General features: G+C 63.3%; 16 protein-coding genes. 13 read left to right on the top strand and 3 right to left on the bottom strand.

All coding sequences use genetic code 11. The features are described 5' to 3' along the window. Positions 1–132: 132 nt before the first annotated feature. Positions 133–1,938 (top strand): glutathione-regulated potassium-efflux system protein KefC, encoded by a 1,806-nt coding sequence (kefC, locus tag VJ698_RS07360; protein ID WP_324102069.1) that lies wholly within the window; start codon positions 133–135, stop codon positions 1,936–1,938. A 156-nt stretch (positions 1,939–2,094) separates the two neighbouring features. Here kefC and VJ698_RS07355 read toward each other — a convergent pair whose 3' ends face one another. Further along, on the bottom strand, positions 2,095–2,721 hold the full coding sequence (locus tag VJ698_RS07355; RefSeq protein WP_324102068.1) for a LysE family translocator: 627 nt from the start codon (positions 2,719–2,721) through the stop codon (positions 2,095–2,097). Positions 2,722–2,927: 206 nt separating this feature from the next. On the opposite strand from VJ698_RS07355, the gene VJ698_RS07350 reads away from it, so the two are divergent. From VJ698_RS07350 to VJ698_RS07295, 12 genes are all read left to right on the top strand, one after another. Continuing rightward, positions 2,928–4,484 carry an MDR family MFS transporter gene (locus VJ698_RS07350; RefSeq protein WP_324102067.1) on the top strand — a complete coding sequence of 519 codons (1,557 nt, stop codon included), beginning with the start codon at positions 2,928–2,930 and terminating at the stop codon, positions 4,482–4,484. A gap of 116 nt (positions 4,485–4,600) precedes the next feature. Then, complete coding sequence (locus VJ698_RS07345) at positions 4,601–5,002, top strand: MarR family winged helix-turn-helix transcriptional regulator (RefSeq protein ID WP_324102066.1); 402 nt, start codon at positions 4,601–4,603, stop codon at positions 5,000–5,002. A gap of 178 nt (positions 5,003–5,180) precedes the next feature. Further along, positions 5,181–7,883, top strand: a complete 2,703-nt coding sequence (locus tag VJ698_RS07340) for a LuxR C-terminal-related transcriptional regulator (RefSeq protein WP_324102065.1) — start codon at positions 5,181–5,183, stop codon at positions 7,881–7,883. Positions 7,884–8,033: 150 nt separating this feature from the next. Next, entirely contained in the window at positions 8,034–11,510 is a 3,477-nt protein-coding gene (locus VJ698_RS07335; protein ID WP_324102064.1) for an indolepyruvate ferredoxin oxidoreductase family protein, read from the top strand. A 64-nt stretch (positions 11,511–11,574) separates the two neighbouring features. Continuing rightward, positions 11,575–12,954, top strand: a complete 1,380-nt coding sequence (locus VJ698_RS07330) for an FAD-binding oxidoreductase (protein ID WP_324102063.1) — start codon at positions 11,575–11,577, stop codon at positions 12,952–12,954. A gap of 139 nt (positions 12,955–13,093) precedes the next feature. Continuing rightward, the gene (locus tag VJ698_RS07325; RefSeq protein WP_324102062.1) at positions 13,094–13,579 is read left to right on the top strand and encodes a hypothetical protein; all 486 of its coding nucleotides are present in this window, start codon (positions 13,094–13,096) and stop codon (positions 13,577–13,579) included. Between the two features lie 367 nt (positions 13,580–13,946). Next, the gene (locus VJ698_RS07320) at positions 13,947–14,189 is read left to right on the top strand and encodes a hypothetical protein (RefSeq protein ID WP_324102061.1); all 243 of its coding nucleotides are present in this window, start codon (positions 13,947–13,949) and stop codon (positions 14,187–14,189) included. Between the two features lie 149 nt (positions 14,190–14,338). Next, a complete protein-coding gene (locus VJ698_RS07315) occupies positions 14,339–15,196 on the top strand; it encodes a S1C family serine protease (RefSeq protein ID WP_324102060.1) in 858 nt (285 codons plus the stop codon). Between the two features lie 11 nt (positions 15,197–15,207). Beyond that, positions 15,208–16,224 carry a MoxR family ATPase gene (locus tag VJ698_RS07310; RefSeq protein WP_324102059.1) on the top strand — a complete coding sequence of 339 codons (1,017 nt, stop codon included), beginning with the start codon at positions 15,208–15,210 and terminating at the stop codon, positions 16,222–16,224. Continuing rightward, positions 16,199–17,137, top strand: a complete 939-nt coding sequence (locus VJ698_RS07305; protein ID WP_324102195.1) for a DUF58 domain-containing protein — start codon at positions 16,199–16,201, stop codon at positions 17,135–17,137. The genes VJ698_RS07310 and VJ698_RS07305 overlap by 26 nt, the downstream gene beginning before the upstream one ends. Further along, positions 17,134–18,195 carry a vWA domain-containing protein gene (locus tag VJ698_RS07300; RefSeq protein ID WP_324102058.1) on the top strand — a complete coding sequence of 354 codons (1,062 nt, stop codon included), beginning with the start codon at positions 17,134–17,136 and terminating at the stop codon, positions 18,193–18,195. The genes VJ698_RS07305 and VJ698_RS07300 overlap by 4 nt, the downstream gene beginning before the upstream one ends. A 265-nt stretch (positions 18,196–18,460) precedes the next feature. Beyond that, on the top strand, positions 18,461–19,072 hold the full coding sequence (locus tag VJ698_RS07295; protein ID WP_324102057.1) for a hypothetical protein: 612 nt from the start codon (positions 18,461–18,463) through the stop codon (positions 19,070–19,072). Between the two features lie 416 nt (positions 19,073–19,488). On the opposite strand, the gene VJ698_RS07290 is transcribed toward VJ698_RS07295, so the two are convergent. Continuing rightward, positions 19,489–20,796, bottom strand: a complete 1,308-nt coding sequence (locus tag VJ698_RS07290; protein WP_324102056.1) for an RNA polymerase sigma factor — start codon at positions 20,794–20,796, stop codon at positions 19,489–19,491. Then, positions 20,796–21,203, bottom strand: coding sequence for a VOC family protein (locus VJ698_RS07285; protein WP_324102055.1), 408 nt, complete (start codon positions 21,201–21,203; stop codon positions 20,796–20,798). The genes VJ698_RS07290 and VJ698_RS07285 overlap by 1 nt, the downstream gene beginning before the upstream one ends. Positions 21,204–21,233: the final 30 nt, after the last annotated feature.

Here is a 21,233-nt window from a genome sequence, read left to right as displayed (position 1 = left end):
GCGACACCTGCCTGCACGCAGGTGAATGATCGTCGTCCCGGCACATCGCGTTGCGAACACCCGCGTGCCGGCCTGTCCATCTCGCGGTAAAGTGTGGCGATTGTGATATCAGCCACGCGACAAGGACACCCGATGGAACACAGCCTGCTCTTCAACTCCCTGGTCTACCTTGCCGCCACGGTCATTGCCGTGCCGATCGCAAAGCGTCTTGGGTTGGGCGCGGTGCTGGGCTATTTGCTGGCCGGCATGGCGATCGGCCCATGGGGCCTGCGCCTGATCCAGGGTGTCGACGTGATCCTGCATTTCTCCGAGTTCGGCGTCGTCCTGCTGCTGTTCCTGATCGGTCTCGGACTCGATCCGAAGCATTTGTGGTCTTTGCGCCGGCCGATATTCGGATGGGGCGCCCTGCAGGTCGGCGCCTGCACGATGGCGCTGTTCGTTGCGGCATACGCGCTCGGCGTCGACTGGAAAGTGGCCTTGATCGCGGCGCTCGGGTTGTCGCTCTCGTCCACCGCGATCGCACTCGCGACGCTGGAGGAGCGCAACCTGAAAGGAACGCCTGCCGGCGCGGCCGGTTTTTCCATCCTGCTGTTCCAGGACATGGCGGCCATTCCGATGATTGCGCTGATTCCTTTCCTCGGCGCGACGCCACCAGACCGGCTCGACCACGACTGGCTGGGCGCGGTCAAGATCGTGGCCGTGCTGCTTGGGCTCGTCTTCAGCGGACGTTATCTCATCCGCCCCTTGCTGCGCTTCATCGCGAAGACGCAACTCCGCGAAATCTTTACCTCGTTTGCGCTGCTGCTGGTGATTGCCATCGGCTGGCTGATGCAATGGGTCGGCATGTCGATGGCACTCGGCACCTTTGTGGCAGGCGTGCTGCTGGCCGATTCGGAGTACCGGCATGCGCTGGAGAGCGACCTGGAGCCATTCAAGGGCTTGCTGCTCGGCCTGTTCTTTACCGCAGTGGGCATGTCGGTCGACTTCGGCGTATTCCTCGCCCAACCGGTACTGATCCTCGGACTGGTAGTCGGATTCCTTGCGCTCAAGAGCGCCGTCCTTTTCCTGCTTGCGAAATGGTTTGCCGTACCGCGCGGCGAGCAGGCACTTTTCACTTTCCTCTTGTCGCAGGGCGGCGAATTCGCGTTCGTGGTGTTCGGTGCGGCGGCCACGGCGCAAGTTTTCTCGGCGCAGACGGGCTCGCTGCTGGTGGTGGTCGTGGCGCTGTCCATGGTGGCGACCCCGCTGTTGCTCGTCCTGCATGACAAGCTGATTGCGCCGCGCTTCCGGCAGGACAGGCGGTCGGCGGACCGCATTGAGCCGCAGGAGGATCCGGTCATCATCGCCGGCTTCGGCCGCTTCGGACAGATCATCGGCCGCCTGCTCCTGGCCAACCGCATACACGCCACGGTGCTCGATCATGATCCCGACCAGGTCGACCTGCTGCGCAAGTTCGGCTTCAAGGTGTTTTACGGCGATGCCTCACGGCCCGAACTGCTGCGCGCAGCCGGTGCGATGACCGCACGCCTGCTGGTGGTGGCCATCGACGATGTGGAGGACAGCCTGAAACTCGTCGACATCGCCAGGCGCGACTTCCCGCACCTGAAGATCCTGGCCCGCGCGCGCAACCTCACGCATTACTACGACCTCATGGACCGCGGCGTGGCCATCCTCGAACGCGAAACCTTCGAAGCTTCGCTGCAACTCGGTGGAAAGGTGCTGGAGGAGTTGGGGTTTGCGCCAAAGCGCGCCCAGGACGTAGTGAAGAAATTCCGCTTGCACAACCTGCGGATGCTGCTTGCCGCCTATCCGCATTACAAGGACCAGCCGCAGATGATCTCGATGGCCAAGCAGGGCCGCAAGGAACTGGAGGACATGTTCGCGCGCGACGCAGTGGCGTTTGAGGCGGAGAGCAGGGGAGAGAAAGCTGATCGATAAAGGACAGTAGAGGCACCCGCACGAAAGAACTTCTTGTCCACGGAAAACACAGAAATCACGGAAATCAAAACAAGGGCATTTTCTGTGCTTTTCGTGTTTTCCGTGGACATCCATGGCGCACCCAACGTACAGGATGCGTCAGGATGTACGTTTCGGTCAGCGCGCGACGATCAACCTTAGCCCCAATCCGACGAAAATGGTGCCGGCGATGCGGTCGAGCCATTGGCCGGCGCGCGGGCGGCTGTTGATCCATTGGCCGACCGTGCCGGAGAAAAAACCGAGCAGGCCAAACAGTACGGCGGCTTGCACGGTGAAGGTGACGCCCAGCGCTGCGATCTGCCAGTTCACGTTGCCGTTTCCGGCGATCACGAACTGCGGCAGGAAGGAAAGAAAGAACAGCACCACCTTGGGATTGATTGCGTTTGCGAAGACGCCCTTCGCAAAGAGCCTTGGTACGGAATCGTCGATGCCGTTGACGGCCGTCGCCTTGGCGCCGCCACCGCTGCGCAGGGCCTGGAGCCCGAGCCAGATCAGGTAGGCGCCGCCTGCCACTTTCAGGAGCGTGAATGCGAAAGGTGAGGCGGCGATGATGGCGCTCACGCCCAGCGCCGCGAGCAGCGTGTGGCTCAGGCAACCGAGCGCGCAACCGAGTCCAAAGGCCATGCCGCGGGCACGTCCGCGCGACATGCCAACGCCAAGGACCATCAGGTTGTCCGGGCCGGGGGAGACAGTGATCAGGACGGCGGCGGCGAGGAAGCCGAAAAATTGTTCAGGCGTCAACATGGCAGTACGTGCAGTGGGCTGGAGGCAAGATATTACCGAAGACCGGGGAATCTTGTCTGCAGCTGCATGCCGCGCGGGCGGCCGTTTGACAGCAGGGCCGTCGCGGCGTAATATCGTTGACATATCAACGATTGAGATGTCAAACAATTCCATTGGATACCCGATCTTCTGATTCCGCCACCCGCGCAGCTGACGCCGCCATTGCCATGACAAGCAGTGTTGGAGGCAACACCGCGCGCTCATTCCGCGAATCCCTGCTGGCCATGCTCGGCCTGTTTTTTGTCGTGATGATGGTCGCCCTTGACCAGACGGTCGTGGGCACGGCGCTCCCGACCATCGTCGCCGAACTCAAGGGCTTTGACCTGTATGCCTGGGTGGCCACGTCCTACCTGCTGGCGTCGGTCGTCACCGTGCCGATCTTCGGCAGGCTCGGCGATCATTTCGGCCGCAAGTATTTCGTGCTGGCGGCCATCATCATCTTCACGCTGGCCTCCGCGCTGTGCGGCATGGCCAGCAGCATGCTGTTCCTGGTACTTGCGCGCGGCTTGCAGGGCATCGGCGGCGGCATGCTGGTCGGCACGGCCTTCGCTTCCATCCCGGACCTGTTTCCCGAGCCGCGTGAGCGACTGCGCTGGCAGGTGCTCATCAGCTCGGCCTTCGGCATCGGCAATGCGGTAGGGCCGTCGCTCGGCGGCTTCCTCACTGAATTTACCGGCTGGCGATCCGTTTTCTATGTCAACCTGCCCGTCGGGATGCTGGGTGTGTATTTCGTCTGGAAGCACATGCCGCTGATCCGGCACCACGCGCACCAGGCAGCCATGAAGCTCGACTGGCTCGGCGCCTTCCTGATCGCCGCTTCGCTCGGCAGCCTGCAGATGTTTGTCGAACTGCTTCCGGGGCACGGCATGAGCCCCGGCATGATCCTGCTGCTCGTCGCCAGCGTGGCCGCGTTCGTCGCCCTGTATTTCTGCGAAAAGCATGCGAGCAATCCCATCCTGCCGTTCGACATGTTCCGCAATCCGGCGCTCGCTTCGCTGTTCAGCCTTTCGGTGCTGATGGGCTTCATGATGTTCGCGCTGATGTTTTACATGCCGCTGCTGCTGCAGGGCGGCTTCGGCCTGTCGCCGAACGAAGCGGGGATGCTGATCACGCCGCTGGTCGTCTGCATCACCATCGGCTCCATCTCGAACAGCCGCCTGCTGCCACATGTGCCCAATCCCGCGCACATCATGTTCACCGGCTTCGCCCTGCTCGGATTGTGCAGCCTCGGCATCGCGACATTGAAGCAGGGCACCCCGCATGCGCTAGTGATTATGTATCTCATCGGCAGCGGCCTGGGGCTGGGTTTCATCCTGCCGAACCTGACCATCTTCACGCAGGAAGCCGCGGGCCGGGCGCACCTGGGCATCGCCACGGCCATGATCCAGTCGCTGCGCATGGTCGGCGGCATGCTGGGCACGGCGCTCGTGGGCACGCTGGTGAACCACATGTATGTCAGCCGCGTGAACGAGGTGCTGCAATCCATGCATGCCTCGCAGTGGGTCACGCACCTGAATGACCCGCAGATCCTGATCAACAAGGAAGAGCAGGTCCGGCTCCTGGCGCAATTGCACGACGCCGGGCTGAACGGCCTATCTCTGCTCGAGATGGCGCGCGTGTCGCTGGTGTCCTCGATCCACGTCGGCCAGATGCTGTCGGTTGCGGTGGCTGTGGTCGCGGTCCTGCAATTGCGCCGCGTGCCGCGCCTGCAACTGCGCCGCTGAACGGATGACATGGCAGCGGAATGGGCGATAATGCGGATCCTGGAGGGGGGCGGATAGTGGATTCGGTTGAACAATTGAAAGTGCTGCAACAGCTCGGGCGCACGTACCGCGCGTTCATGAGCGCGTACGAAAAGGACGTCGGGCATTTCCTGCCGCGCTGGCGGGTGATGCTCTACCTCTACAATGAGGAGCGCCCCTGTCCGCAGAAGCAGCTGGGCGATGCGTCGCACATGGACCCCGGTGCGCTGTCGCGGCAACTCAGCGCGCTGGAGACGCTGGGCTGGATCGTGCGCAGCACCGACCAGCATGACAAGCGCATCACCAACGTCATGCTGACGAAAGCCGGCAAGGAACAGGTCGAGGAAAGTCTGCCGAAACGCGCCGCCTTCATCAAGCGTACCCTCGGCAGCATCCCGGACCAGCAACTGCATCAGCTGATGGATGCCTTGCTGCTGCTGGAGGCGCGTTTCAACGCCACCGGAAAAGAGAAGGCCGCATCGGAGGATGCCGTAGCCTGAAAGTTTGTGTTCTCCGGAAAACTGCCATAATGTCCGGCAGGGTTTCCTCCAACACTTGTCCGATGTCCGATAGGCCAATGCCACGCGCGCTGCATCAACTTCTGGTCTTTCCTGTTTCTTCCCGGCTTTCCCGCAGCCATTCTGCTGATGCATCGACACGGCCGACCGGATGATGTCGATGATGAACTCTTCCCCGCGTTCCGCCGAGCCACTCGCCGGCACCATCCTGGGCAGCAAGCTGCGCCCGCCGACACTGGCAGCCGGCACGCTCCCACGCCGCAAGCTGCTCGAAGCGCTCGACGCCGCGCCGGACTGGCGTGTCCTGCTGCTGCGCGCCCCCGCCGGATACGGCAAGACCACCCTGATGAGCCAGCTGTCCGAGCGCCTGGCCGTAGGCGGCGCGTGCTGCCGCTGGCTGACCATGGATCCGCGCGATGACGATATCAACCATCTGCTGACGCACCTTCAGGCGGTCATCGGCCAGCCCTATCCCGGCCAGTCGCCGGAGTCACGCGGCTCGCTCGTCATGCCGCACATGCCGGACCTTGGCATCTGGCTGAACGAAGTGGCACGCCTGCCCGGGCAGCAGATCCTGTTTCTGGACGAACTGGAATCGGTGCAGGAACCGGCCGCGCTTGCACTGCTGGGACGCCTGCTGCGCTTCGCTCCCGACAACCTGCGCATCGTGATCGGCACACGTCCCGAATCCGGCCTCGCCCTCAGCCGGATGAAGGCTGGCGGCATGGTGCTCGAATGGTCCGCGCGCCAGTTGCGTTTCGATGCGGACGAAACCCGCGCCTTCCTGCAGGGCAGGGGCGGCAGCGCTGCGGTGCCGTCGGCCTGGCACGCGCTGCTGGCGGAGCGCTGCGAAGGCTGGCCCGCGATCCTGCGTCTGAGCGCGCTCGCCCTGAACCGCAGCGAGGCGCCCCACGGTTTCGCGGAAGTGCTGAAGGACGGCGCATCCGACCTGGCTGAATACCTCGCCGGCGAGATTTTCGAGCGGCAGCCGCCGGAACAGCAATCCTTCCTGCTGCACACCAGCGTGCTGCGCTACCTCGAACCCGACCTGTGCGATGCCTTGTGCGAGGGCGAGAACAGCGCGCAATGGCTGCATGACATGGGGCGGCGCAACCAGTTCGTGATTCCCCTCGATAGCCATCGCAGCGGCGCCTACCGCTACCATGCCCTGCTTGCGGACTTCCTGCGCGCGCGGCTTGAGCGCCGCTTTCCCGGCATGGCCGAGCAGCTGCATCGCAAGGCCGCCACATGGCTGGAGCAGCATGGACAGCTGATCGACGCCGTGGGCCATGCAATGGAAGCCGGTGACCCGGTGTTCGCCGCCGGCATGCTGGAGCGCAGTGCCAAGCAGCTCGTCAAGGCCGGCAACCTCGCCACGCTGCTGCACTGGATCAAGCGTCTGCCGGCGCACATCGCCGACGACCATCCGGATATCGTCTGGGCTGCCGCCCGCGCGCATACCTACTTCCACCAGATCGATGAAGCCGAGGCGCGCTTACGCCAGCTGTTTTCGCTGGCGGAGAGCCGGCCCTTCGATACATTGGTGTGGGAGGACTGCCTCGCCCTCGAAGCACTGATGCCCGCCGTGGACGAAAACGTGGAACAAGTGATGAAGGTCACGGCACGCAACCTGCCGAAGGTGACGGGCGATTACGCGCTTGGCATCATGTCCAATGTGCGCGCTTATGGCGAGATCGCGCTGAGCCGTTTCGACGCAGCCCTCAAACTGCTCGACCAGGCTGACCGCTACAACCGCAAGGTGTCGAATCTTTTCGGACTATCCGCGACCGTCGGCCTGCGTGCCGCCGCATGGAGCGCGCGCGGCGACCTGCATCGCGCCATCGCCTGCTACACCGGCGTCGATGTGGGCGCGCCGCCGGTCGATCATGCGCAGATCGAATATGCGAGCGTCCGCTCCGGATTGCACAGCGAAATCCTGTATGAATCCGACCGACTCGATGAGGCACAGGCGCTACTTGCGATCCACGCACCCGCCGAGGGCGGCTATCTCGAGATGGGCCTGCTGGTCGGCGGGCATCTGACGGCGGCGCGGCTGCTTTTTGTGCAGGGGGACGTGAACGGTGCGATGGCGATCCTCGACGAAACATTGGCGCGGGCGGTGGCGCGGCGCTTTTATCGTTTGGCATTTGCCTGCCGCTGGGAAAAGGTGCGTCTTGCCACCTTGTCGAACCAGATGCGCGTGGCCACCACGCTGGCCGCTGCCGCGCAGCATGAGCCGCAGGAGGCACATTTTCATTTCACGACCGACGCCGAAGCGCGCGACATCAGCTGGATCAGGTTGCAGATCCGTTTGGGGAAGGGCGATGCGATGCTGCCGCTCATCGAGCGCTTGCTGCAGCAGGCGCAATCCCTGGACCGCGGCTGGCGCGCACTCAAGCTGTGCATCATGCGTGCCTGCGCCCTTGATGCGATCGGCCAGTCGGCAGCAGCTGACGACGCCTTGGCGACGGCCATGGCGGCCGGCAGCAGCCACGGTTTCATTCGCAGTTTCGCCGACGAAGGTGAGCCCGTCCTGGGCCGCATCGCGCAATGGCTGACGAGCCGGGAAATGTTGCCGCAAGGCGTGGTGCGCGAACACGCTGAACGCGTGCTGCGCGCGGGTGGACGCACCGTGCCGTCCGACAACGCCGGCGCCGAAGCCGGCCCTGCGTCCTTCAATCCCCGTGAGCGGGAAATGCTGCGCGCGCTCGCGCAAGGCGAGCAGAACCGGGAACTGGCGGCGCGCTTCCAGATTTCCGAGAACACCGTCAAGTGGTATCTCAAGAACCTGTACGTCAAGCTGGATGCACATAATCGGGCACAGGCCATTGCCCGTGGACGGCAGTGGCGCCTGATCGACTGAGTATGGTGCTGCAGCGCAGCGCGAGTCACTACCCGAACAGGTGGTGAATAGCACGCCCGTTCCTTTTACACTTCCTCCGAATAAAACCACATTGGAGACAGCGTCAGCCCTCCGGGCATGCCTGTGCCTGGATGGCCGTCATCACGCGCCATGAACGCACCTTTCCCCCTGACAGCACGCCTCGACACCACCCTCGACGAAAAATACGCGCTCACCGACGGCTGGGCCTTCATGTCCGGCACCCAGGCCCTGGTGCGTCTGCCGATGCAGCAGCGCATGCGCGATGCAGCGGCCGGGCGCAACACGGCCGGCTTCATCAGCGGCTATCGCGGATCGCCGCTCGGTCGCTACGACATGGAGCTGTGGCGCAATGCGGACTGGCTGAAGAAACACCACATCCATTTCCAGCCCGGCGTCAACGAAGACCTCGCCGCCACGGCAGTGTGGGGCTCGCAGTACATCGGCGTCTTTCCCGGCGCGAAGTACGACGGCGTGTTCAGCATTTGGTACGGCAAGACGCCCGGCGTGGACCGCAGCGGCGATGTGCTGCGCCACGCGAACGGCGCCGGCACCTCGCCGTGGGGCGGGGCGCTCGCGGTGTGCGGTGATGACCATGCCGCCAAGTCCTCCACGCAGGCGGCGCAGTCGGACTACATCCTGATCGCTACCGGCATCCCGGTGCTGTATCCCGCCAATGTGCAGGACATCCTCGATTTCGGATTGCATGGCCTCGCCATGAGCCGCCATGCAGGCTGCTGGGTGGGCATGAAGCTGGTCACCGATGTGGTCGAATCGTCCGGCAGCGTCTATGTCAGTCCCGATTATCCGAGGTCGGTGACGCCATCCGCGCCGCTACCGGCCGACGGCCTGAACATCCGCCGTTTCGACCGGCCGCTCGACCAGGAAGCGCGCCTCTATAACCACAAGCTCCATGCCGCGCTGGATTATGCCCGTGTCAACGGACTGAACCGCATCGTGATGGATTGCGCAAGCCCGCGGCTCGGTATCGTCGCTGCCGGCAAGGGATACACCGATGTGCGGCAGGCGCTGCTGGAACTGGGCCTGACGGATGACGAAGTTGCCGCGCAAGGCATACGGCTGCTGAAGATCGGCATGGTATGGCCGCTCGATCCACAGATCATCGAGCAGTTCGCGCAGGGGCTGGACGTCATCGTCGTTGTCGAGGAAAAGCGGCCGGTGCTGGAGAACCAGATCAAGACCATCCTGTTCGACACGACGTTCGGCCATCGCATCCGCGTCGTCGGCAAATTCCACGGCGCGAACGAATGGTCGCCCGCGCGTGGCCAGCCGGGTCTGCCCTCGGTCGGCGAGTTGTCACCGCCGCAGGTTGGCGGTCTGATCGCCCGTCTGCTCGGCATGGGCTGCGCTGCCGAGACGCCGGGAGCAGCGCGCCGTCCCGGACCGATCCGGATGCCGAACTTCTGTTCCGGATGTCCGCACAATACCTCGACCCAAGTGCCTGCCGGCAGCCGCGCGCTGGCGGGCATTGGCTGCCATGCCATTGCGGCCTTGCAGCGCCCCGAGCACACCGGCACCATGTGCCACATGGGCGGCGAGGGCGCGATGTGGGTCGGCCAGGCGCCGTTCACCGAAGAAAAGCATGTGTTTGCGAACCTGGGCGACGGCACCTATTTCCATTCCGGTTTCCTCGCGATCCGTCAGGCGGTCGCCGCCAAAGTGCCGATCACCTACAAGCTGCTAGTCAACGGTTTCGTATCGATGACCGGCGGCCAGCCGGTCGATGGCGATCTGAGCGTGCCGCAGATGGCAACCGAACTGCTCGCCGAAGGCGTGGGCAGGATCGTGGTCGTCACCGAGGATCCGGGCCGCTACGCCGGCGTCACGCTGCCGGCGGGCGTCAAGGTCGAGCATCGGCGCGAACTGGACAGGGTGCAGCGCGAGCTGCGCGATTTTCCCGCCGTGTCAGTGCTGATCTACGACCAGATGTGCGCCACCGAGCGCCGTCGCCTGCGCAAGCGCGGCAAGTATCCCGATCCCGACAAGCGCACTTTCATCAACACGGCCGTCTGCGAAGGCTGCGGCGATTGCAGCACTAAGTCCAACTGCATGTCGATCGAGCCGGTGATGACCGAACTGGGCCGCAAGCGTCGCATCAACCAGTCGTCCTGCAACAAGGATTATTCCTGCGTCGAAGGCTTCTGCCCGAGCTTCGTCACGGTCCACGGCGGCAGCCTCAGGCGCGGCAAGACCCGCTCGCTGCCGGTGGGCGATTTCCCGGCCTTGCCAGAGCCCGCCGTGCCGCAACTCGGCGACTCGGCCTATGGCGTGCTGGTGACGGGCATCGGCGGCACCGGCGTCGTCACCATCGGCGCGATCCTTGGCATGGCCGCGCATATCGACGGCAAGGCGGCGACCACGCTCGACGTCACCGGCCTGGCGCAGAAGTATGGCGCAGTCATGTCCCACGTGCGCATCGGACGGGATCCGGAGATGCTGCAATCCTCGCGCCTTGCCGCGCGCGAGGCCGACCTGCTGGTCGGTTGCGACCTCGTGGTGAGCGCCGGTGATGAAGCCTTGTCGCGGCTCTGCGGCGGCCGGAGCCGCGCTGCCGTCAACACAGAACTGACGCCAACCAGCGACTTCACCAGGAACCCGGACTGGCAGCTCGATGCACAGGAATTGCAGCAGCGCATTCGCACTGCGGCGGGTGGCGATGACCGCGTTGCCTGCCTGCCGGCATCCCGCCTGGCGATGGATCTCATGGGCGACACCATCGCCGCCAACATGCTCATGCTCGGTTATGCATGGCAGCGCGGCTGGGTTCCCGTATCTCGCACGGCCATCGAGCGCGCGGTCGAACTGAACGGTGTCAGCGTCGATTTCAACCTGAAGAGTTTCCTCTGGGGCCGCCGCATGGCGCATGATCCGGCTTCGGTCGAAGCATTGGTGAAGCCGGCCGCCGTGATCAGCATCGTCCCGTCACGCCTGAACCGCCTGGCCGACATCATCGCCGACCGCGTCGCGCGCCTGACCGCGTATCAAGACGCGGCCTATGCCGAACGCTACCGCCGCGTGGTGACACAGGTGGCTGAAGCAGAACGCCTGTTCGACACCGGCGAACGGCTGGCACGTGCCGTCGCGCGCAACTACTTCAAGCTTCTGGCACACAAGGATGAGTTCGAGGTCGCGCGCCTGCATAGCTCGCCGGAATTCCGTGCCGAGCTCGAACAGTCCTTTGAAGGTGATTACAAGCTGCATTTCCATCTCGGCGCATGGCCCTTCGCCGAGCGCGACCCGGTCACTGGTAGGCCGCGCAAACGCGAGCTTGGTCCCTGGGTGCTGCCGGTGTTCGGCGTTCTGGCACGCCTGCGCGGACTGCGCGGCACCATCCTCGACCCGTTCCGTTCCAGCCCCGAACGCAAGCTGGCGCAACGCCTGCTGGCAGAGTACGAAAGCGATATTTCGCAGATGCTGGAAGGACTGGATGCAAGGCGCATCGAGCTTGCCGTCGAGATAGCGGAGTGGCCCGAGCAGATACGCGGCTACGGCCACGTGCGGGAAGCGAGCGTCGCCAAAGTGGATGTCATGCGGACCGGCTGGCGCGCGCGCTGGGCAGCGGCAACTCAGCCGGAAGTAGCGGCCTGAACAATCGATTTTTTCCAAGACAGCACATACAAGCTGGACGATACCGGCGCGGGGGAGCGGAAAGATGAATGAAGAATTGACCGAACGCCTGCGCGCCATCGTTGGCGCGGACGGCCTGCTGGAGGCGGATGAAGTCAGGAAGCGTCCCGCGGGTTTTCTGCGCACCGACACCTTGCAGGCCGGCCTGCTGGTGCGGCCCCGGACCACGGCGGAAGTGGCGGCGGTGCTGAAGCTGTGCAACCAAAAAAAGTGCGCGGTCGTGACGCAGGGTGGACTGACCGGGCTCGTGCATGGAGCGGACACCACGCCCGAGCAGATCGTGCTGTCGCTGGAACGCATGAACACCGTCGAGGAAATCGATCCGGTGCAGCGCGTGGCGGTGGCCCAGGCCGGCGTCACGCTGCAGACGATGCAGGAGTCGCTCGAACCGCATGGACTGGCGTTCCCGCTGGACCTCGGCGCGCGCGGATCGGCCACACTGGGCGGCAATGCGGCGACCAACGCCGGCGGCAATCGTGTGATCCGCTACGGCATGATGCGCGCCATGGTGCTCGGACTCGAAGTCGTGCTGGCCGATGGCACGGTGATTTCCTCGCTCAACCGCATGCTCAAGAACAACGCGGGATACGACCTCAAGCACATGTTCATCGGTTCCGAAGGCACGCTCGGCGTCATTACACGACTCGTGCTGCGCCTGTCTGAACGGCCGCGCAGCCAGAACGTGGCCTTCGCGTCGCTGGCCAGTTTCGATGCGTTAACTGCTTTCCTCAAGCACATGGACCAGGCACTCGGCGGTACCCTGTCTGCCTTCGAAGTGATGTGGCGCGATTTCTATGAGCTTGTCACGACGCCACCGGCAAAGTCCTCGCCGCCATTGCCGCACGGAAGTCCTTTTTATGTGCTGGTGGAATCGCTCGGCGCGGACCAGGAGCAGGATGCGGCGCGTTTCGTCGGCGCGCTGGAGAAGGCCATCGAGGGCGGCCTGATTGCAGATGCCGTGATCGCCGGCTCGGAGCGCGAGTGCGCCGGGATCTGGGCCATGCGCGACGATGTAATGCAGGTCGCGCGCTACGGCATGCCGTTCACCTTTGACGTGTCGCTGCCGATCGCGGCCATGGAGCGTTACATCCTCAGCATGCGGCGCACGCTGTCGATGCGCTGGCCGGAAAGCCATTGCTGGGTATTTGGTCATCTTGGCGACGGCAATCTGCACGTGGTCGTACGCACCGGCAACAGGGATGACCGCGCGGAAGTCGAACGCATCGTTTACATGCCGCTGGCCGGCATCGGCGGTTCGGTGTCCGCAGAGCATGGCATCGGACTGGAGAAGAAGCCCTATCTCCCGCTCTCCAGGACGGCAGAAGAAGTCGCACTGATGCGCACCCTCAAGGGAACGCTGGATCCGAACAATATCCTCAATCCGGGCAAGATGCTTTTTACCTGACGATTGAAAAAATGCGGCGTCGGATTTGATGAAATCGGACTGGCCGAAACCTCCCGGGGCAATTTCCGGTCTATAACAGAAGGGAGAACTTCGCCCGGAACCTTCGACCACTTCACAATGACCCCAGAAAGGATGCGCAATGGAAACCGGCCCTGACTTCGAACTGCTCAAAGACGCCTACGCCATCATCGATGGCATTCCCGAAACGGCGATCGCCCTCGGCGCACTGCGCATCGCGCGCGGCGAGACTCTGGCCAAGGGGACCATCTGCTCGCCGGCGGGATGGCTGGCGCAACATCCGAAGTTCATGGCGCTCGGACTGTCCATGTCGGATGACGGAAATCATCTTCTTTTCCGCGACGAACCATCTGCAAGCGCGACTCCCGCGCGCGTCATGGCGCGCGTGTTCGCGCTGCCCGAGGCGGATGCCGATCGCCTGTTCGGCGACAGGGAGACCTACACCTTGGGCGACGATTCAGGCTTGAGCGACAAGCGCTTGTGGCTGCATGAGGTGCGCGATTACCTGAAGGAGCATCAGCAGATCGATGAGGATTTCGAAGAGCGTCTCGAAACGAGGGGCCCGTTTGCCGAACCGATGAATTCCTCGGAGATCCGCGCCATTTAAGGACGCCCCGGGCTCTGCCTAAATCCATTTCCCTCGCAGCATGACGGGCATGCAGCGCATGCAGCATGCCCTGGTCGCGCTCGCCGTCCTGCCGCCGAGAGCGCGGCATCAGTTTTCCTCTCGCAGCAGATCCGTCCCGGACTGACATCAATACCGTCCCAGCCAACCCTGGCACAAACTCGCCGTTTGGACATCACGTCTGACCGTTCTTGCCGAAAGGCATGCCAACATCCGTTGCGACGCATCATGCAAATCGCCTTGAACTTGCCTAATCGTGCAAGGACAAAGTAACAAGCAGGGTGAAAAACGCCAGTGCGTTTCGCCTGCGCGTTGCGTCTCGCCGACGCATTCGGCCCGGGAAAGCATCATGATTCTTCTCAATATCTTTTTCATGCTCATGACGCTCGATCTTGCGTGGCAGTCGTGGAAGGTCGGCATGCGGCAGCTCGGCAAGCTTCTTGCTCTCTGTGCAGTACTTGGGTTTGGCGGCGCGATCTTCAGCAACTCGTCGGTCTTGCTGATTCCGCTGTTAGGCGCGCTCGTCCTCGGGACGACGGCCAACTACCAGATGTGGAAGTATCGTGTCGGCCGCTACAAGAATTTGCGATGAATGATTGACGTCGATGCGCTGCGCGCCAGCACCACGGCATGCGGCACATCCTGCGAGAGTGAGTTTGAATGAGGCGCCCACCGATCCATAGCAGGTCCGCGCGCAAGCGCCGTGAAGAACCTTCTGCCGTCGCTTCGCCGGCGCAGGCCATGCCAGCGCCTGCGCCGGCCAGACAGCCGCATTTTGCCCAGGCCCGTGCCGGCTTGCGCGCTTTTTATACGCGACATGAAAAGGCTCTGCTGGTCGCATCCTCCGTACTTTTCAGTGCCTTGCTGTTCGTTGCCTACACACTTGCCACGCCGCCGGCGCGGGAAATTACGCAACGCGATATCGACGCCGCCGTACGCCACACGCTTGAAAAATCGCCCCTGCCGTCGCCCGAGTCGAAAGCGTTCGAGCGCATACGACGCTCGGTCGTGCGCGTGGTGCAGGTGGAACAGGAACCGGGCACCGGCAAGAAAAGCGCGCGCGGCGTGGGCAGCGGCGTGGTGATCATTGACAAGGGCGCCATCCTCACCAGCCTGCACGTGGTGGAAGGCGACGAGAATACACGCATCAAGGTACAGTTCGCCAATGGCATGGAGTCCGACGCCATCGTGCTGCGCCGCATGCCAGACCAAGACCTGGCCGTGATCGAGGCCAACACTGTGCCGGATGACTTGGTGCCGGCCACCTTGCGCTCGACACAAGGGCTGGCGACCGGGGACAGGGTGGTGGCAGTAGGATTTCCCTTCAACATCGGGCCGTCGGCCTCATCCGGAATTATTTCCGGCCTTAAACGAACCTACGCCGCGCCGGATGGCAGCGAAGTGCTGAACAACCTGATCCAGTTCGATGCGGCAGCCAATCCAGGCAATTCCGGCGGACCGCTTGTCACCATGGAGGGAGACGTGGTCGGCATCGTGACCGCCATCCTCAGTCCACACGAGCAGGGCACTTTCATTGGAATCGGCTTTGCGGTGCCGATTGAAATCGCAGCGGCCGCGGCGGGCGAATCGCCGTTCTAGGACATCCAACCATGGAAAACATCGAAAAAGGCAAGCCGGACGTGTCGCTGCGCATGGAGCGCGTCCTGTATGAAGTCAAGCGCGTTGTCGTCGGGCAGGACCATTTCCTGGAACGCGTGCTGGTCGCGATCCTGGCCGGCGGACATCTCCTGGTGGAAGGCGTTCCGGGACTGGCGAAGACGCTCACCGTGAAGACGCTGGCGCGCACCATCCAGGGAAGTTTCCACCGCATCCAGTTCACCCCGGACCTGGTGCCGGCCGACCTGATCGGCACGCGCATCTACAACCAGAAAAACGGCGAGTTCAGCACCTCGCTCGGGCCGGTGTTTTCCAACCTGCTGCTGGCCGATGAAATCAATCGCGCGCCGGCCAAGGTGCAGAGCGCGCTGCTGGAAGTGATGCAGGAATGCCAGGTGACGATTGCCGGCACCACGCATCGTGTGCCCGAGCCTTTCCTCGTGATGGCGACGCAGAACCCGATCGAAACCGAGGGCACCTATCCCTTGCCGGAAGCGCAGGTCGACCGTTTCATGATGAAGGTGCTGATCGATTATCCGACGGAAGAAGAGGAATTCGTGATCGTCAACCGCGTCACGAGCGAGGACCAGGAGGTGATGGCGGTGACCACCACGGAGGAACTCGCGAGCCTGCAGCACCAGTGCCGCAGCTGCTATATCGACCCTTCGCTGGTGCGCTACGCGGTGCGCCTGGTGGCCGCGACGCGCAACCCTGACCACTATCACGTGCCAAATCTCGCGCATTACCTCACCTGCGGCGCCAGCCCGCGCGCATCGATCCATCTGGTCGAAGGCGCGCGCGCGCTCGCATTGCTGCGCGGGCGCAATCATGTACGGCCCGAAGACGTGGTCGACCTCGTGCCTGACGTGCTGCGGCACCGGCTCTCGCTCTCGTATGAAGCGCTGGCCGACGCGGTCACTGCCGACCATATCGTGCATCGCATTCTGAAACAGTTGCCGCCACCGGAGAGAGTCCTTGAAAGCCATGTCAGAGTTGACGCCAACGCCTGAAGCCATCCTGCGCCGCCTCGAGATGACCGTCCTGCGGCGGCTCGATGGCCTGCTGCACGGCGATTATCACACCTTGTTCCGTGGCATCGGCATTGATCTCGCGGACCTGCGCGAGTACCAGTACCAGGACGACGTGCGGCACATCGACTGGAACGTTACCGCGCGCATGCAGACGCCCTACGTGAAGGAATACTACGAGGAGCGCGAGCTCACCGCCTGGTTCCTGCTCGATCTCAGCCCGTCCGAGGACTTCGGCTCGCAAGGCATCAGCAAGCGCATGCAGGCCGTCGAGCTGACAGCGATTCTTGCCAGCATGCTGAACCGCCATGGAAACCGTTTTGGCGCACTGTTCTACGGTACGAATGTCGATACCGTGATCCGCGCAGCGAACGGCCGGCGGCATGTGCTGGAATTGATGCACCGGATGCTCAAGCGTCCGGCCGCCACGCAGCCTGCCGGAACCACGAAGCTGCATGATTTGCTGAAAACCGCTGCGCATGTGATGAATCGGCGTTCGCTGGTCTTCGTGATATCGGATTTCCTGACGCAACCCGGCTGGGAAAAGCCGCTCGCGACGCTGGCGCAGCGGCATGAATTGATCGCCATCCACCTGTACGATCCGCTGGAAATGCGCCTGCCGGATCTCGGCCTGCTGACGATCGAAGATGCGGAAACTGCCGAGCAGCTGCTCGTCGACACGCACGACACGGCTTTCCGCAGCCGCTTCGCCACGCTCGTCACCGAGCGTGAGGATGCGCTGCACGAGGCATTCTCCTATGCGGGCGTCGATGCGCTCGAACTCTCGACGGAAGACGAGATCGTCGATGCCTTGTTCCGCTTTTCCGAATTGCGCAAGAACAGCAGCCGCCTTTCGACGGGCGGCACTTCGCATTTGGGCAGGAGACACGAATGAATTTCATCTGGCCGGATATGCTGTGGCTGCTGCTGCTTCTGCCACTGCTGGTGCTGGCATACTGGATCATCCTTCGTCGAAGGAAGAAATACGCGCTGCAATACGCCGGCCTCGCAACCGTTCGGCAGGCGATGGAGGGTTCCAGCCGCATGCGGCGGCACATTCCGCCGGCACTCTTCCTCGTCGCGCTGGCGCTGATGCTGCTGGCCGCGGCACGTCCGGCCGCGATCATGATGCTGCCGACTGACCAAAAGACCATGATCCTCGCAGTGGACGTGTCCGGCAGCATGCGCGCCAACGACGTGGCACCCAGCCGGCTGGAAGCGGCGTTGCAAGCAGTGAAGACCTTTGTGCACAATCAGCCGCGCAACTCGCGCGTGGGGCTGGTGGCATTCGCAGGAACGGCGGCCGTGGTGCAGGCTCCGACGGCAAACCACGACGACCTGATGGATGCACTCAGTCGCATGCAGTTGCAGCGCGGTACTGCGGTCGGCAGCGGACTGCTGGTGTCGCTGAAAGCCATCTTTCCGGACGTCGAATTCAACCTGGATTCGTTGGATCCGCACCCGATTGATTCGCACGACAGCAACAAGGCGCAGGCGCTGGGCAGCGAGCCGCCCAAATCCAGTCCGCCCGGCCCGGCCACGCCGGTCGCGCCGGGTTCCTACAACTCCGCGGCCATCATCCTGCTGACTGACGGCCAGACCACCACCGGCCCCGATCCGGTCGAAGCAGCCTACATGGCGGCGGAACGCGGCGTGCGCGTCTACACCGTGGGCATTGGCACCGAAGCCGGCAAGATCCTTACCGGCGATGGATGGGCGATGCATGTGCGGCTCGATGAAGAGCCGCTGAAGAAGATCGCCGAAGTCACCAAGGCGCAGTATTTCCATGCCGGCACCGCCGCCGACCTGGCGAAGGTGTACAAGTCACTCAGCTCGAATCTCACGCTCGAAAAACGCGAGCGGGAAGTGTCCGGCCTGTTCGCCGCCGGCGCTGCGCTGTTTGCGCTGCTGTCCGCTGGATTATCGATGCTCTGGTTCAACCGCGTCGTCTGAAGTGGTGCCGCCGGGAAGCCGCGCGGCATCGTTTGCACATCCCCGCGCGATGTTCCGGTTGAAACCGATTGTTTCAAATCGGGGGCGTCAAAAATCTAACAAACCCTAGGCTTCACTGTCACACACTCTGTAAGCAGACATTCAATAAACCTTGCGTCAATCCAGACAGCTGTCCGCACGGTCGGCATGGGTGCGTTTGCGCGCTCCTGTCTGGCAGGCCGCTGCTTGCGGATTGCCGCAACTCACGATTGGAAGGAGCAAGACCATGAAAAATACACTCACCATCCTCGCAGCATCGGTGGCATTCGCGTTCTCTTCGGCCGCTCTCGCGCAATCCTCGACAGCCATGTCCGGATCGAGCAGCGGACACAGCTCGAAGCAGACGATTGACCAGCAGCACAAGGCCGCAATGGAGAAATGCGACAGCATGAGCGGCAACGCCAAGGACGTGTGCAAGGCGGAAGCGGACGGCCAGAAGAAGATTGCGGAAGCGCAGGCCAAGGTGGACTCGCGCGATACGCCGAAGAACCGCGAGAAATTGGCTGAAGCAAAGGCTGATTCCGATTACAAGGTCGCCAAGGAGCGTTGCGACGACCAGACCGGCGACGCAAAGAACGCCTGCCAGAAGGAAGCCAAGGCGAAACATAACCTGGCACTGGCCGAGGCCAAGAAGCAGTCCCAGAAAGTGACCGCAACCGGATCCAGCGGTGCGACGGGCAGCTCCGCGAGCGGCCGCAGCGATACATCAGGCAATGCCGCCGGCAGTTCTTCGAGCAGCTCACAAAGCCAGCCTTCCAGCAGCAGCACCTCGGGAATGTCGTCAGGCACGAGCACGCCTTCGTCCTCAAGCCAATCGGGCACGCAACAATCCAAGTAGCGGATTCATGAAGGGACGGATCGCAGCGCGTTCCTGAAAGGCCGATACGCCGTGGTGTTCCGTTTTGCGTCTGAGCGACCTGGTATCCGACTCTGCCCCTCTTGCAAGGGGAAGGTCGTGATGGGGCAGGGCGGTCGGTAATCGCTGCACTCTCCCTCCCCAATGGTGTCCGGCACATTGCTGACTGACGCGATACTGAGGCGGCTTCCCCCCGTGTTCCCTCCCCTTCAAAGGCGCCCGGCGTAGGGGGAGGGTTAGGGTGGGGATGGGTTGGGCCATCTCCGTAAAACCCGCCCCCATCCCAACCTCTCCCCTGCGCCGGGCGCCCTTGAAGGGAAAGGAGCCTGATAAGGCGCTGGTCATTCGCAAGATGAAAACAAACTGATGCTGAACCGGTCGGGTTTGAGCCGTCCTCCCTACGCTTCTTTTCCGTACTGATCGCGCCCGGATCCACCACCGTCCATAGCACGGGCACGCTTAAGCAACAGTTCACGCTCTTTTGCATTGCCCGCCATCTGCGCCGCACGCTCGAATTCAGCGCTTGCTTCCTCCGTACGTCCGAGACGCGCCAGAAGATCGCCGCGCACGCTCGGCAGCCAGTGATAGGACTGCAGCGACCGCTCCCCGATCAAGGCATCAATAATTTCCAGTCCCGCTGCCGGGCCAAAGGCCATGGCAACGGCGACTGCGCGGTTGAGTTCGACAACGGGCGAGGGTGCCGCTTGGGCAAGTGCCGCATACAGGTCGGCGATCCGGATCCAGTCCGTCTCCGTCGGCGTCGCTGCACGCGCATGGCATGCCGCGATGGCCGCCTGCAAGGTGTAGGGGCCCGGCGTTCCATCGAGGGCCTCGGCGCGATGGAGCGCCGCCAGTCCTCTCCGGATGAGCAGATGGTCCCAGCGCGACCGGTCCTGTTCAAGCAGGAGCACCGGCTGCCCCGCGGCATCGATGCGGGCTTTTGCGCGTGATGCCTGCAGCTCCATCAGTGCCGCCAGTCCGTGCACCTCCGGCTCGGACGGTGCCAGTTCGGCCAGCACGCGCCCCAGGCGCAGGGCCTCGTCCATCAGCACGGGTCGCATCCAGTCGTCGCCGCTGGTAGCGGTGTACCCCTCGTTGAATACCAGGTAGACCACCTCGAGCACCGAGGCGAGCCGCTCCTGCAGCGCATCGCCGCGCGGCACTTCGTAAGGAACGCGCGCATCCCTCAGGCTTTTCTTGGCGCGGACGATACGTTGTGCAATCGTCGGCTCGGGCACGAGGAAGGCGCGCGCAATTTCATGCGTCGTCAGGCCGCAGAGCAGCCTGAGCGTCAGCGCCACGCGAGCCTCCGTCGGCAGGACCGGATGGCATGCGGTGAAGATCAGGCGCAGCAGGTCGTCGCCGATGTCATCCGAGCGCGCGGCGTCGAGATCATCCACGAAATCCGGCACGATCAAGGCCTCCCGCGCATCGAGCTCATGCCCCAGTTGCTCCAGCTTGCTGTCGGCCAGCTTGCGATGGCGCAGGCGGTCGAGCGCACGGTTCTTCGCTGTTGCCATCAGCCATGCGCCGGGCCGGTCGGGCACGCCATCTGCCGGCCAGTGCTCGAGCGCGGCCACCAACGCGTCCTGCGCCAGTTCTTCGGCCAGCCCGACATCCCACACCATGCGCGCGACGCCGGCAATGATCTTGGCCGACTCGATGCGCCATACCGCATCGATCGCCTGGTGGACGGCAGAATGCATCAGGTCTTGCCCGCGGCAGAGGCATCCATGTAAACCAGCTCCCAGATGTGGCCGTCGAGGTCTTCGAAGCCGTGGCCATACATGAAGCCATGGTCCTGCGGCGGACGCGGCGCGGCGCCGCCGGCAGCGACTGCCCTCGCGACCAGATCATCCACTTTCTGCCGGCTTTCGCAGGACAGGCAGACCAGCACTTCGGTCACCTTATTCGCATCCGCGACCGGCTTGCCGGTAAAGGTCTGGAAGAAGGGCTCGGTCAGCAGCATCACATAGATGTCGTCGGACACCACCATGCAAGCGCCCTGGTCATTGGTGAACTGGGGATTGAAGCCGAAACCGAGACTGGTGAAAAATTCCTTCGTGCGCTCGAGGTTCCGGACCGGGAGGTTGACATAGATTTGCGTATTCATCGTAATCCTTCGCTGTGAACGTGGTGGATG

Source organism: Noviherbaspirillum sp., from assembly GCF_035254685.1.
GTDB lineage: Bacteria > Pseudomonadota > Gammaproteobacteria > Burkholderiales > Burkholderiaceae_D > Noviherbaspirillum.
This window is presented reverse-complemented; position numbering and strand designations above follow the sequence as displayed.